Annotated in this window: 13 protein-coding genes; 4 read left to right on the top strand and 9 right to left on the bottom strand. The window is 45.8% G+C overall.

Annotation, left to right across the window (positions count from 1 at the left end):
• The first annotated feature begins 15 nt into the window (after nucleotides 1-15).
• From J4G07_11170 to phoU, 4 genes are all read left to right on the top strand, one after another.
• Entirely contained in the window at nucleotides 16-780 is a 765-nt protein-coding gene (locus J4G07_11170) for a phosphate ABC transporter ATP-binding protein (protein ID MCE2414558.1), read from the top strand.
• Between the two features lie 87 nt (nucleotides 781-867).
• Nucleotides 868-1,692 carry an ABC transporter permease subunit gene (locus tag J4G07_11165; GenBank protein ID MCE2414557.1) on the top strand — a complete coding sequence of 275 codons (825 nt, stop codon included), beginning with the start codon at nucleotides 868-870 and terminating at the stop codon, nucleotides 1,690-1,692.
• A gap of 52 nt (nucleotides 1,693-1,744) precedes the next feature.
• A complete protein-coding gene (locus J4G07_11160) occupies nucleotides 1,745-2,515 on the top strand; it encodes a phosphate ABC transporter ATP-binding protein (GenBank protein ID MCE2414556.1) in 771 nt (256 codons plus the stop codon).
• Between the two features lie 15 nt (nucleotides 2,516-2,530).
• Entirely contained in the window at nucleotides 2,531-3,172 is a 642-nt protein-coding gene (gene phoU, locus J4G07_11155) for a phosphate signaling complex protein PhoU (GenBank protein MCE2414555.1), read from the top strand.
• Nucleotides 3,173-3,342: 170 nt separating this feature from the next.
• Here phoU and J4G07_11150 read toward each other — a convergent pair whose 3' ends face one another.
• The 9 genes from J4G07_11150 to J4G07_11110 form a co-directional block, all read right to left on the bottom strand.
• Nucleotides 3,343-4,515 (bottom strand): mechanosensitive ion channel, encoded by a 1,173-nt coding sequence (locus J4G07_11150; protein ID MCE2414554.1) that lies wholly within the window; start codon nucleotides 4,513-4,515, stop codon nucleotides 3,343-3,345.
• Between the two features lie 6 nt (nucleotides 4,516-4,521).
• Nucleotides 4,522-5,478: a mechanosensitive ion channel family protein gene (locus tag J4G07_11145; protein MCE2414553.1), complete on the bottom strand. Its 957-nt coding sequence runs from the start codon at nucleotides 5,476-5,478 to the stop codon at nucleotides 4,522-4,524.
• Entirely contained in the window at nucleotides 5,433-6,329 is an 897-nt protein-coding gene (locus tag J4G07_11140) for a mechanosensitive ion channel family protein (GenBank protein ID MCE2414552.1), read from the bottom strand. Before J4G07_11140 ends, J4G07_11145 begins: the two co-directional genes overlap by 46 nt.
• A 47-nt stretch (nucleotides 6,330-6,376) precedes the next feature.
• A complete protein-coding gene (locus J4G07_11135; GenBank protein ID MCE2414551.1) occupies nucleotides 6,377-8,650 on the bottom strand; it encodes an amino acid permease in 2,274 nt (757 codons plus the stop codon).
• 365 nt (nucleotides 8,651-9,015) lie between these two features.
• Nucleotides 9,016-9,741, bottom strand: coding sequence for a hypothetical protein (locus tag J4G07_11130; protein MCE2414550.1), 726 nt, complete (start codon nucleotides 9,739-9,741; stop codon nucleotides 9,016-9,018).
• Between the two features lie 52 nt (nucleotides 9,742-9,793).
• A complete protein-coding gene (gene corA / locus J4G07_11125; GenBank protein MCE2414549.1) occupies nucleotides 9,794-10,864 on the bottom strand; it encodes a magnesium/cobalt transporter CorA in 1,071 nt (356 codons plus the stop codon).
• 362 nt (nucleotides 10,865-11,226) lie between these two features.
• Nucleotides 11,227-12,273, bottom strand: coding sequence for a glutathione synthase (locus tag J4G07_11120; protein ID MCE2414548.1), 1,047 nt, complete (start codon nucleotides 12,271-12,273; stop codon nucleotides 11,227-11,229).
• Complete coding sequence (locus tag J4G07_11115) at nucleotides 12,270-13,619, bottom strand: flavohemoglobin expression-modulating QEGLA motif protein (GenBank protein MCE2414547.1); 1,350 nt, start codon at nucleotides 13,617-13,619, stop codon at nucleotides 12,270-12,272. The genes J4G07_11120 and J4G07_11115 overlap by 4 nt, the downstream gene beginning before the upstream one ends.
• A partial coding sequence (locus J4G07_11110) for a hypothetical protein (protein ID MCE2414546.1) occupies nucleotides 13,609-14,116 on the bottom strand: 508 nt, incomplete at its 5' end. The genes J4G07_11115 and J4G07_11110, both read right to left, overlap by 11 nt.

Below are 14,116 nucleotides of genomic sequence, written 5' to 3'. Positions count from 1 at the left end.
GCAACTATAAAAAAGATGAATTATAGCATTGAAACTGAAAATCTCAGTCTCTGGTATGGCGATTTCCAAGCACTCATTGATGTGAACGTGAAAATAACGGACGGTCAAATCACCTCGCTGATTGGTCCTTCTGGGTGTGGAAAAACAACGCTATTGCGCTGCTTCAACCGCGTCAATGAACGCTACGGCAACGTTACCACAAAAGGGACAATTGAGGTATTGGGAAAAAACATCTACGATGCGGATGTCTCTTTACCGGAACTCCGAAAAGCCGTCGGCATGGTGTTCCAAAGACCGAATCCATTGCCGATTTCAGTTTACGAAAATATATTGTTTGGTTTGCGTATTCACTCGCCACTGCGGAGTATAACACGGACAGAATCAGATCGGATTGTTGAAGAAGCCCTTAGATCGGTTTTCCTTTGGGAGGATCTGAAGGACAAATTGAAGGTGCGAGCAACATCACTCCAACTTGAACAGCAGCAAAAACTCTGTATTGCGCGTTTGCTGCCCCTGAAACCCAAAATCATTCTAATGGATGAACCGTGCTCGGCGTTAGATGCGGAAGGCACACTTGCCGTTGAAGAATTAATGGAAGCCCTTGCGGGAAGATATACGTTCCTCATTGTGACGCACAACATGGCACAAGCGCGGCGAGTCAGTAAGGAATGTATCTATATGTTCCTCGGAGAACTGATTGAACACAGAGAAACGCAAGCCCTCTTTGAAACACCAGAACATCCGAAAACGGCGGATTATGTGCAGATGCGATATGGATAAGAATAGCCGTCAGCCGTCAATAGGGTATCCGGTGTGATGGCTCCATCAACGATTTTTGACAACCGATAGTCAATTATGAATTCCTTGATGACTCGCCTAGGACTGAGAAAAAAAATCGCTTTGCAGAGTATCGCTTTCATTATAGTGGGAGCGGCGTTGATTTTCCTCTGGACCGACCTGAAAAAAACAGGTGCGGCTCACATTCAAACGTCGTCGGCATCTCATGCCTCCGGCCCATTGCCGAGTCTGCTTAGCGATCTCAATCTGATTCTACCGATCAGTCTTTTGGCAGTTCTGTGCGGAATAGCCTGTGCTTTTTATTTAGAAGAATGGCTTTCAGCAACGAGTTGGGTTCGGCGTTTCATCGAAAGCCAAGTCGCCTTTTTGACAGAAATTCCTTCACTCTTGTATGGACTTTTAGCCATCGCGATTCTTTTTAGTTACGTCGGCGTTTTTGAAGATATTGGAACACCTCCTGTCCAGACCGTTAACGAATCTGGATTAACAGCCGTCCCTTTTCAGCGTAATATCACGATATTTTACGCAGAGGCTTTAATCTTCATTTCAATGGTAATGCCGGTAGCAATCAAAACAACCCAAGAAGCACTTCGATCTGTTGTGACACCCATCCGTGAATCTGCTTACGCGTTAGGTGCCAATCAATGGCAAGTATTAGCAAGTCGGGTCGTGCCACTTGCCTTCCCAAAGATACTGGCAGGAGGATGCCAAGCACTGTCAAGATCACTCGCCGCGTCTGCATTACTTATCGGTATTCATATACCCGCTCATACAACAGGTCCCAAAGGAATACCGGACAGATTCATATTATTCTTAGGAGGGGCACTGGTGTTGAGTACTATTTCCAGTTTCCTGATAGCGACGGACGATCCCTCCACAGCACGACACGATTAACTGACACGAGATACATGGAGGCGCGAATTCTTAATTTTTAGCGATACCTGCGATGCAGACTGAAAAAAATGAACCGATCCTGAGCATCCATCACCTAAATGTATGGTATGGCGACAATCAGATTCTGAACTCCCTCTCATTTGCGGTACAGCCGAGACAGGTAACTGCGCTCATTGGTCCTACAAAATGCGGTAAAAGCACACTCGTCCGGTGCTTCAATCGTTTAAATGACTTTACGCCGAATTTCAGGTTCAACGGCGAAATACTTTTTAAGGGCAGAGACATGTATGCTAAACAGACAGATGTCCCCGCTATTCGGAAAAAGATTGGAATGGTGTTCCGAAAACCTGAACCCTTTCAGTGCTCTATCTACGAGAACGTAGCATACGGGGCTCGGATATCGGGCATAGATCAATCTTCAGAGCTGGATACCATCGTTCAGAAAAGTCTCCAAAAATCAGGACTCTGGAACGAAGTCGAATCTATTTTGCACGGGACCCCAGACCAACTTTCTATAGGACAGCAGCAACTTCTCTGTATTGCACGTGCTATTGCCGTTGAACCAGAAATCCTAATATTTGACGAGCCGTGCGGGGAACTCGATCCGATTGAAACCGTTAAAATTGAGACGCTTGTGCGGGATCTCAGAAACGATTGCACGCTTATCTTCGTCACGAACAAAAGAAGGCAAGCCGCCCGCGTCTCGGATGTTGCGGGGTTTCTTTACGCCGGGGAATTGATCGAATTCGGAACGACAGAGAAGATTTTTACAAATCCACAAGACACGAGAACAGAACAATATGTGACAGGCAGGATGGGGTAAACGAGACCTGAAAAAATGTTAGAACACGAAATCAAGGGACTTCAGCACAAAATCTTGGAAATGGCGGGGCTTGCGGAACAGATGCTGCGCCAAGCCATTGAATCTATCTTAACACGAGATAGCACGTTAGCTCAGCTCGTTGTTGCTGCAGACGATCAGATTGATCTGTTTGAAAACGAGATCGAATCATCGTGCATCCAACTCATCGCGCTGCATCAACCGGTAGCAATAGAACTCCGATTTCTAACAACAGCGATGAAGGTAAACTACAACATCGAAAGGATAGCGGATAAAAGCGTTTCTATCGCCAAACGGAGTATTGAGTTATCTGAACATCCACCGGTCAAACCGTTCGTGGATCTACCGTATGTTGCACAAGTAATTCAAGAAATGGTTAAGGACGCGATGGATGCATTCGTCAATCGGAACGCCGAACACGCCTTAGAAATTCGAGCACGTGACATTGAAGTTGACGAAATCTATGAAAGAATGCTCCACGAACTTCTGACGATTTTGAGCGAACATCCGAGACTCATCCAACCCGGTATCAGCCTCCTCCTCCTTTTCCGACATTTGGAACGGATAGGCGACCTTGCATCAAATATCAGCGAAGAGGTCTATTATCTCGTCAAAGGTGATGTCATTCGGCACTCTTAAAACATATAGCGGTCAGCAGGAATGGCAGTCAGCAAAGAAGCCGTCAGCAATCGGCAAAGAGATATCCGTCGGAACCCGTCGGTAAAGACACAAGCGTTACAGAACGCCTCTTTTCTGGTTTCCGAAAGTTGACAGCCATTCTGACGATAGTCCTACTCCTGTTAAGATTGCTACTGGGTTTCCGTCGGATCAAAATGGACATCGAGTTGTGGGAATGCGATTGTAATATTATGTTCTTTAAATTTATGCCAGATTATGAAATGGAGATCGCTTGCAACATCAAAACGCTGAAAGGAGTCAGGAATCCACGCCAACAACTCAAAATTTAAAGAGGAATTTCCGAAGTTAATAAAGCGAACAAAAGGAGCCGTAACGTTGCTGATGTTCGGAATGGGTTCTTTAATCACGCCGAAATGCTCGTCTGCAGCATCAAGTAGCACTTGCTTGACAAGATCTACATCTGAACCGTAGGACACCCCCACCGGAATACGAAGCCGGTACAGCTTGTTGGCATGTGTGAGATTATGGACGGACTCCGAAATCAATTGAGAATTCGGCACAATAATCTCCTTCTCATCAAGCGAGACGATGACCGTTGAACGCAGATTAATGCTACTCACTCTCCCAAATATGTCAACGTCCATAATCTCCACGAGATCCCCAATTTTGATAGGTCGTTCAAAAATTAGAATAAATCCCGAAATCACATTTGAGGCAATATTTTGTAAACCAAAACCGATACCGATACTCAACCCCCCAAAAATCAACGCCAAACTTGTGAAACTCATCCCGATGGTGCTGAGACTGACAACGATTCCGATAATGATGAGGCTGAAGTGAAGGAATCGGAGTAAGATAAACTGCGTATGTTCCGCGATTTGAAACGCTTGTAGGACCCGCCGCCGCAACATCCATTGCACGTATTTCGACAACACGAACATTCCAAAGACAATAACAAGCGCATAAAAGAGATTTGCTAAGGTTAACCGGTTTACATCTTTCCCACTCATTTCTGTATCGGGCGGATGAAATATTTCTGTGAGCGGATAATGAAAGAATTTACCGAGAATCCCTGTCCCAATTCCTGCAAGCCGTAACCCCAAAACGGTTCCAGTAATCATAACGATAAGGAATAGGAGTGCGAGCAATCGACTTTCGAGATTTTGTGGTATTCTGAGCCGCTTAAACAAGCGACGGAACCACCAGCGTAAAAATCCTGTGAGTATAAACGAAACGACTAAAGTGCCAATTAACAGGACAATCTGATAAACTTTTACCGGATCATCAAGAGTGACTACAGATGTGTCAAGTAAACTCCGCAGCTGTTGAATTAATTCTTCCATCTTATGTTATCCTATCTGTGAATGGTGGTTCACAGAACTGGAGGGAATGCGTAGGGATTGGGGTGGCAGCGTTTCATCCTTCGGCGTTAACAGTGCCTCTCTTTTCACATAGGCAAACTCAATTTGCCCGTCACGCATAAACGCCTTGGAAATCCGCTCGACGATTAATGTTGAAGTGCTTTGCCGATTCATAGCACCGACACGATACCTGAGCTTGCCAATGACCCCCGATGGAATAAACTCAAATCGAAGATAGGGCGATTCACCTGTCTCCTGACATATTTCGGCTGTCACTTCTGCCGCCTGTTGACACATAATTTCCTCAGCACGCCTGATATTTGAACGGTATGTCAACCGAATGATGACCTCATCAAGGATGTATTTGTCGTCTCGTGTGTAGTTAATGACATTCCACCGAAAAAGATGTTGGTTTGGAATCATGACGCTCCGTCCAGATTTCTCTTCACCACCGATAGTGCCCCCGACTTGATCCAGCTGCGTATACATAATCGAGATGTTTCGCACATCGCCAATGGTCGCGCCCAAGATGACCCGATCTCCGATCCGATACGGTTTCTGAAGAATAATCAATAACCACGCCGCCAGATTCATGATTGGGTTTCGGATGCCCCACCCCATCAGTGTCATAATAAAGGCTAATGACAGTCCGATGATCCCAAAGACATCAGAAAAAAGAAAAACGACAAGCGCACCTATCGAAAACATGAACACGTAACGCCACGTAAAAAAGAATCGATTGGCGTTCTCTGGTTTGTAGGCGTGTTTTTCTGTAAACTTGCGCATCTGTGATGTCAAGCGGAAATAGACAATAACAGCCCCAATTACAACCAAACTCATCCACACGACAGAGATATACTTGAAATTGAGTATAGTGCTCCAAATTTCCAAAAACATAATTAGTCCTGACGAAGTGCCTCTGGCACTGCGGATTGCTCTTTCCACGAGTAGATGATTTCCGAGTGTGCATAACAGAATTCCACCGTCTTACTCTCGGAAAACTCATGAAAGATTATTTTCACCATATCGCTGAGACTTTTGGCACGATCTACCGGACGGGTCTTATAGCGGAGTCGCATCATCACCCCTGCATCAAACAACTCTGCCCGGATAAATGGGTCTTCACCAATCTCTTGGATGACATCCGCTGTAACCACCTTCGCTGCGTCAACGAGAATCCGTTCTGCTTCTTCCCAATTCGATTCAAAAGTAATCCGAACAGGAACTTCTACCAGAATATGCTCTTCCTCCAAGGTATAGTTCGTGATCGTTTGCGCGAACAGAATCGCATTCGGGATGAGGATACCGCGACCGGAACGTTCTTCACTGGAGACTGTTCCTCCCACCTGGTTTAGGATAACATGCGTTAAAGTGATGTCCATTACATCGCCGGTAATCCCAGCGATAATCACACGATCACCGATTTTGAAGGGACGTTTGAGGATCAGCATCAACCATGCTGCAATCCCTGTCACGGGTGCCTGCAGGGACCACCCTAAGACCATGCCGAGAAAACCTGCTGAAATACCGAGTGTTTTGAGAGAACCGCTGAGACTGATGATAGCGAAGATGGCAATAATAGCCGTCCAGATATAACCCCACACCGCCATGAAATTTTGGGCATTTGTTTCCAAATGGGCGCGCTCATAAACATACCGTTTGACGAAATACCCTAAAATCGCCTTGAGGATGAGTAAAGTCGCAATCGTGGTAACACTTAGCAGAATGCCTTTAAAGGGCGAGTTGATAATAGCATTTATGATAACACCTAAACGCTCTATAAATTCCAGAAACATCGTATTACCTCTCTCAAAGTTTTCTTAGAAAAGTCAAGATTGCTCGACTAATCTATTGAAATCTGTTCAATTGCGTGGACGAACAACACGTCGTTGGCAGCCCCATAGGCTCGCAGGGTTTGCGCTAATTTTTCAGAGTAGAGGTCTTCCCCTGATAACCCGGCGATCACCAAATCGCTCTGAGAGGACCGATGCTCTACCTCCTGCTCCAAAGCTTCCTGACTGCTGTAAGAGACAGAAGTCACGTTATGCCTTGAAATCGGCAGCCGTCCTTCCTCCATTAGCGTTGAAAGTCTGTTTGCTTCACGGACTGCATCTGTAGCCTCGGAACACGCAAAAAGCCGTATTTCAGCACGTCTCCAATCTGGGTGTCCTACAATAATATAGGCAAGTAACAGCATCATCGGGGCATTTTTCAAGTTATCCTCTGTCACCCACACGTCAATCAAAGAGCGATACCCAAAGCGATATCCGGTGGATCGCAGGACCAAGGCATTGAACAGCGAATTCGCGACAAGACGTATCCCTTCTGTAACTTCTTCAATTTCATCAGGCGTATCTCGATCGAATTCAAGGAGGACACAGTTATTTGGCAACCCAGAAATCCCTGGCATTTGCAATATATGTGCCAGAGCGAGTTTAAACGTCGGACAAATGATGGAATCCACGAAGATGCCGGCTCTACTGACCTCTGTTCTTTTAATCAACTCATCGACATGGACGCGTGCCTGGAGTTCGCTGGAAAACGAGTAGTCCCCGTGGAACAAACGGATGAAGTGTCCGAATCCGTGCCTGTGGCAAATCCAACGGAGCACATCAAAATGCCCAAGACGTCGTTCGCCGAATCGCGTCACAGCAACAATTGAGGGACGCCATCCACCTTCAGATGAAATGACCCGGCTTTTCTGTAAAGTAATCTGCAGCCACCGGGTTAACTGAAACATTGTTCCTTGAAAGATTGCCGTCAAATCGCGATGTCCCTTGTGGACCCTCCGTAGACCGAGGTAGGTCACCGCCATGAGTCCAATCGAGATAAACGCATAGAGTGCGCTGATTTGGAACATCATCAACCCGCACATAACAGTACCCAATAGAGATAAGTACCAGCGAGAATGGAAAGTAGGGCGATAAGACGGATTGCTTGCAAAGTGCTCAAGAAATGACACTGCACAGAGTGCCCCATAGGTTACCATAAAGAACATCGTTAGAATCTGAGCGATAAAGTCCAATTCGCCGATTGCCACAAACACTATCGCAATTATGCCTGATACAGATGTTGCATAAACAGGTTCCTGCGACTCACCTACCCCTTTTTCCATAAGACGGTTCAGCTGCGGAATAGGGAGCACATTGTCTCGGGCAAGCATTTGCAATGTTCTCGGTGCCACCATAATCGATCCGAGAGCAGAGGAGAACGCAGCGGCACCCAATCCGATGTAGATAGCAGGGCCCCACAGAGAAATCTTCGCCATGATAAACTCGTCTGCATCAAGTGCCTCAGGAGTGGCACTCTGTCCCAGCTTAATGGCGACAAGCACGTATATGACCATGCCAGCAAATGTCGCGCCGATCGTGCCGAGTGGTATACTTCTTTGCGGGTTTTTCAGATCACCGGATAATCCCAATCCTGCGATCATACCGGTGAAAGCGGGAAAGCATGTCGCAAAAACCACACCAAAACTATCAGGATTCTCGATGCGTGCTGTAAGGTTCAACCCGTCGGGACGAATGGATTCATCCCCTTGCCCTAAAAGGAACGAAAATATTGACACTGTGAGGATTGCACATACGCCCCACAGAAGTCGAACCCCGATATCAGCCCCCTTCGTTAGCATCAGCACAAGCATCATAACAATGAAAGGAAGACTTACCCAGCGAGGGTCAGGAATCAATCCATACGTCGACGCAACCCAGTCATAAACAGGTTGAAAAGATTGTGCGAACGCCACGATATAGAAGGCAACTGAGATGGCTTGGGAGATATACAGGGCAATGCCGATGGAACCTCCGATACTCTCACCAAAGGATCGACTGACAATATAGTAGGCGCCTCCCCCTGCCACACGACGGTTTGTCGCGATCTCAGACACCGCCAGAACTGTTGGAACCGTTACAAGGTGCCCAAGTGCGATAACCATGAGACTCCCCCAGAGTCCAGCGTGTGCAACGGCGTAACCGAAACGCAGGAAGAGAATAGCACCAAGGATAGTACTCACCGAAGCAAGGAATACAGGGGCGGTCCCAAAACCGTGTCCGTGTTGGGAACCTGAATCATTGTTACCGAGCTGAGATTCGGATTGCTGTCCTGGGTTTGAAAACATCGCCAATTTTCCTTTCGTTTAAATGAATTCGAACAAACGAGTGACAGAGAATGCTGACTTTTCAATGAGAACGGAATGCGCTAACTATGGTAGATTTTAGAATTACATAGACACTCTAAAGAGGCGAGGATACTAGTGCTGACAAGGGACTGCCCCTACAGGGAAAATCCCTTCAACCCAACTGACAATACTATCAAACTCAACTTGACACAGCACTAGAAGAAACACCCTATCAAAAACACCCTCGCCAGCGGCAGTAGAGGGTTTTCGTTTCTACTGAATGTAAGGTATTTTTATAATTCACCATAAATCCGGACTACACTTCCAAGAACACAAGATTAACTTTCAAGCAAGGCACTATATTGCTACAAGGTAATGCGCAACATTGACAAATATTTGTAGTGCCATTTCTCTGTTAAGGGTTCACTATTATAAGTCATAGAACCACTTAAACGCAACCTTAATCGAGTCGTTAAACTAAAGGTCATAGCAGGCTCCGCTGAAAATTTGAAGTTCTTAAACCCGACCTCTGGCGCGAATTTTAACACCGTATTGAGTCTTCGCCATCCGACAGATGAAAATGCCAACCACCGGAAGGTCGTCGGATCAAATTTTTTTAACACAAGGTCGGCATGCGGCTGTATATTCTCAAGGAAAGCCCCGATACCCCCAGACACGCGAAGCGTGCCGCTTTCATAAATTGCGGGACGGATATAACTGCCAATTTGGGAGGTCAAGGCACTGCCTTTAATAATATTACGTTCTAAATCCGTAAACGCCTCAATGCCGAATGTTCCGATGCGAAAGCCGCCCTGGACATGGGCTTTAACAATTTCAGAAAGTACTTCGTCCTCACCAGAGGCGCGCGAACCAAAGATACCCGCCCACCCATTAACCTTACGGAGTGGGACAACAACGGTCAAGCTGAGCGTCTGTGAAGCCCCATCGCCATTTACGCCAACGTCCAGTGTTTTGGCATCCTGCGGTAAATCGGCAAACTGGCAATACGCCGGCACGATCCAAACCATTAAGAGAAGCACCAGAATCGGGAACATACATACTTTACGGATTCGTATAGATCCGATATCCAATATCAATCCTCCTGTTAGACTTTTCATAACGTGCTTTTGTTCCGTTAAAAATTCAAAACCATTTTTTCAGTTTGAAATAGACAAACATGGCAATCCCAATGCCTGCCATGAGTAATAAAACAACAGGGTATCCCCATTGCGTTTCAAGTTCGGGCATGGATTTGAAATTCATGCCGTAAATACCGGCGATGAAAGTTAGGGGTATAAAGAATGTCGCGACAATGGTGAGCACTTTCATGATTTCATTCATCCTATGACTCACCGCTGAGGTGTAGGTATGAAACAGATTTGAAACTGCACTGTGAAGAGCCTCTAATGTATGGATCACCTGAATTAGATGGTCATAAACATCACGGAAGTATAAGTGTGTGTCCTGTGTAAAGAGTGGGATTTCATCATCTAACACTTCATCAATGACATGGCGTAACGGGAGGATGGGTCTACGCAGGTGGAGAAGGCTGCTTCTTAAAATATTGATTTTCTCAAGAACTTCTGATGTCGGGTTCGTGATAGTTTCTTCTTCGACGGATTCAACTCGGTCGCTGAGTCGTTCCAACACTACGAAATAGTTGTCAACAATGACATCTATGAGTGCATACGCGAGGTAATCAGTCCGCATCGTCCGAAGTCTGCTATTGGTATTTTGGAGTCTGTTTCGAATAGGTGTAAAAAGTTTTTCGGAGCCTTCTTGGAGAGAAATGACAAAATTTTCACCAATAATAAGACTAATTTGTTCTCTGGAAATACTTAGTTCTGCCGCATCATAATCAAGATTTTTGAGGATAATAAAGACATGGTCTTCATATACCTCTATTTTGGAGAGTTGAATGGGACTCATCATATCTTCAAGTACAAGGGAATTAATGCCGAAATACGTTCCTATCTCTTCAATAATCTGTGTATCATGCACACCTTCGATGTGAATCCACGTGACAGTTGCCGTTTCCGTGAAAGGTAGGCATGCCTTTATCGTTTGTGCCGCCTCTTCACGAAGATGTGTTTCATCATAATCAATGACGGTAATCCGAACAGGATCTGTTCGCTCTTCGCCAGTATAAACAAGCGTCCCCGGGGGAAGCCCAACCTTTTGAGAGTATCTTTTAAACGGATTTGATAACGGAATTTTCAATCTATGACCTCTTTAACTACAGTTTGGGCAATATTATAGCATTCAAACAGCCTTTTCACCAAAAACTTCCAAACTTTAGTGTATACTATCACGTCGTATTTTAGAGGTCAAGTTTTTATGCGAGCAGAACGATTTAGTTTTCGGGTTTTTTGTTTGATTTCTGCGAAAAGTCGGGAATCGGAGTTCCCTCCTACAAGCGGAGACGGGGATATCCGCAACCCAAAACTCTAAAATTTCGGAGAACGAAATACCATTTCTAAAAGTTTATATTGCATTAACCGCCCCTGAGTGCATAGACTCACAGTCTATGCTACAATTCCAATCAGAAATGGTATTACAACCTTGTCGTGTGAATTTTACAGGGTTGCCATTTCCACGTTGTCAAAATTTCGCCGGTAGTATTTCATGTATTGTACCTTTTTTTCAAGTGCTTCAATAAAGGCGATGTTAAAATTCACTTTTTCAAACCTTTGTGCGCTTCCCAATCCGCCTGGACTGAAGACATTAATCTCCATAAGTTTGTCGCCTACAATGTCCAAGCCGACCAAGAACATACCATCTTGAACTAATTTGGGACGGACCATTTCAACAAGTTCTAAGTCGGTATCAGTAATTTCTGCCTGCCGAAGTTTTCCACCTGCGTGAATGTTACTTCTCATATCTCCCCCCATACGGACGCGACGGAACGCAGCATATTTGCCACGATACCGCAATGGCTGTCCATTGAGAACAAACAAGCGCGTATCCCCTTCTGCTGCTGCGGGCAGGTATTCTTGTGCGATAACATATCCATCTCTGGCAACGGCATCAATCATCTGATTGATATTCGGCAGATCGTCGGGTCTAACGAGAAAGACGCTTTGTCCACCAGATCCTTGGAGCGGTTTCAATACGACTGTTCCGCCTTGTTCTTGAGCGAAAGCTTTAATCTCGTCCTGGCTTCTCGTAATTAAAGTTTTCGGTCGTACTTCTTCAGGAAAAAGTTGAAAGTACATTTTGTTTAGTGCTTTGGCAAGTCCATTTGGGTCATTGAGCACAATGACCCCGTGTCGCATTGAGACTCTCCCGAAAAGGAGTCCAGCGTTTTGTGCCCAGGGTCTGCCAATAGCATCATCTGCTGGGTTATTGCGTAGGAGCAGAATATCTAAATCGTCAACGGTAATCCGCTCCACTTTCGCCTGCTTGCTCTGCAAGTCATTGAAATAGGTCAGATGGGACTTATAATTCCTGCGTGGTGCCATACGAGCCGTTGCACGAATATACTCGTCTGGATCGTAAGCGAGGTCTCCGACTGCTATCATCCAGGCTTCGTGGCCCATGTTAATAGCCTGCATTGCCATTCGAGTTGTTGTGTATCCTGCTTGTTCGGTTTCCAGATCATTGACGACAAATCCGATTTTCATTTTTTCTCCTTTTTGATTAAATCAAGAACAGAGGTTTCTTTGCGTAGGGCATTGAATTTTTCCTCTATACCTGGATTTTCCATATACCGTGGACGTAGAGGTGCTGGTTTTAGAACCTTACGCCACTGCAATTCCTGAATAATAGGAATGTGTTCAGCTGCGATTTTCCCGACGAAAAGGGGTTCAAGTGAGCCACCTTTTTTCAAGTAGTCTAAGAGTCCGACAAGCCCTCTGAGATAAACTGCATCTTTGGTTAAACCCCCGCTGCGATAGGTTCTCATTGTGACAGTAAAGGCTGTTCGTTGTGTGAATGCGTAAGTCTCTTTGAGAATTTGAAAGGTCTCAACAAAAGAAGCGCCCTCTATTAAACAGCGTGCGGCAATTACGCGTGCCGCCAAGAGTCGCAGGCGCGGCAGACTCAGGCCTCCGACGAGGTATTCTGAAAGTACCGCTATTCCTTCCTGCATCTCTTCATAACCTGCGAGTCCGGTATAGAGCATCTGGAAGGGTTGAGCACGTCCATTGAAATAGGTAAGTAGATGCGTGCCTACCTCGTGCTGAATCAAAGCATCCACGCGAGCCGATGGAATCTTTGTTTTCTTACCGATTAACAAAGTTCCCTTGGATACCATGAGTCCGGTATAGATGTCATCTCGGACCTCAGCATGTGCAGAAAATTCAGCGGATTGCTGTCGATAGTATTCAAGCTCTTCTTCGACACGTTCAGCAAAGGTAGTCGCGTCGAGTTTAATATTAGATGCTTTCTCGCGGCTACGAGAAGGCACATGGGCTATTATGTCTTCTGCGAGTTGGAACAGACGATCATCTACATTTCCGAAAAGTTGCAAGCTGCCGTGCAAGAACCGTGGTGTATCGATATGACTTAGCATGGTGAGTTGTATGTCAAGTTCATAGCGTTTTTCTCGGAAGAGGTGTCCAAGCGTGGGGTCTTCTATACTTTCGAGTCGAGTGTTCCAGAGTTTACGTTTGAGCATTGCAGCGTCGAAGGATTGTGGACGATAATGGAAGACAGGTGTCCGCTCAAAATGTGAACGTCTAAATGACGCATACGCTTGCTCTGTATTGATCGGTGTTACCTGTAGCAGAAAACCAAAGGCATTGCTAATCTCGGCGAGATCTCTGTCTACCTTCCAAACTGCTTCAACAACTGCCCGGCGTCCCAAAACATGAAAGTGGACAGGACGATGCATCGTTTGTGCTCGTGAGAATTGAAAAAAGGTTTTCTGCAAGGCGCGAGTGAGTTCACGGGCAAGTGTCCGTCGAATTATGGGGAACACTTCGTCTGTTTCAGGTGAGCGATAGATTGGACGCACCTCAAGACCCATGATAGCGCATCCGATTTCCTTGAGAAATTGGGGCGGCAGCAGTGGAGGTAAACCAATGGGTGCTATTTTTCGATCGCGTACAACTTTGACCGTAGACTTCATCTTGCGAACGCGAATCAACGGTTCCAAAGGGGCTCAGGTTTGGATGTGTTGCAATTTGGAATTCGGGTATCCTCGTGAGTTGGCTGGAATCGTTCTCGTTCTCGTCTTTATTCCTACTCCAGATCTCGAAAATAAGAAAAGCACCAAATTCGCTGGATAATGTCCGAACGATATTCTGAGTGAGTTCGGATAAACTCGAACGCATGCGCTTGTCCGCTGAAGCAATTAAATAGGAAGGTTGCCCCATAACAAGTCGTTCTGTGCCGGCATCTTCATAACCTATTGGATACCGATAAACACAAAGAAATGGCAATTGGCGATCAATATGTAACCGTCCACCATCGGGGAGGGTGCGACGCACTGCCTTGTTTTCGGCAAGTCGAGAACAAACCGTC

Source organism: Candidatus Poribacteria bacterium, from assembly GCA_021295715.1.
GTDB lineage: Bacteria > Poribacteria > WGA-4E > WGA-4E > WGA-3G > WGA-3G.
Note: the sequence above shows the minus strand (reverse complement) of the source record. Positions and strands in the feature narration are given on the sequence as shown.

Bases quoted from the DNA above. Each gene is read 5' to 3' on its own strand.
- J4G07_11165 (MCE2414557.1), top strand. From the start codon at position 868: ATGACTCGCCTAGGACTGAGAAAAAAAATCGCTTTGCAGAGTATCGCT.
- J4G07_11170 (MCE2414558.1), top strand. From the start codon at position 16: ATGAATTATAGCATTGAAACTGAAAATCTCAGTCTCTGGTATGGCGAT.
- J4G07_11135 (MCE2414551.1), bottom strand. From the start codon at position 8,650: ATGTTTTCAAACCCAGGACAGCAATCCGAATCTCAGCTCGGTAACAAT.
- J4G07_11150 (MCE2414554.1), bottom strand. From the start codon at position 4,515: ATGGAAGAATTAATTCAACAGCTGCGGAGTTTACTTGACACATCTGTA.
- J4G07_11160 (MCE2414556.1), top strand. From the start codon at position 1,745: ATGCAGACTGAAAAAAATGAACCGATCCTGAGCATCCATCACCTAAAT.
- phoU (MCE2414555.1), top strand. From the start codon at position 2,531: ATGTTAGAACACGAAATCAAGGGACTTCAGCACAAAATCTTGGAAATG.
- J4G07_11120 (MCE2414548.1), bottom strand. From the start codon at position 12,273: ATGAAAATCGGATTTGTCGTCAATGATCTGGAAACCGAACAAGCAGGA.
- J4G07_11140 (MCE2414552.1), bottom strand. From the start codon at position 6,329: ATGTTTCTGGAATTTATAGAGCGTTTAGGTGTTATCATAAATGCTATT.
- J4G07_11115 (MCE2414547.1), bottom strand. From the start codon at position 13,619: ATGGGTCTTGAGGTGCGTCCAATCTATCGCTCACCTGAAACAGACGAA.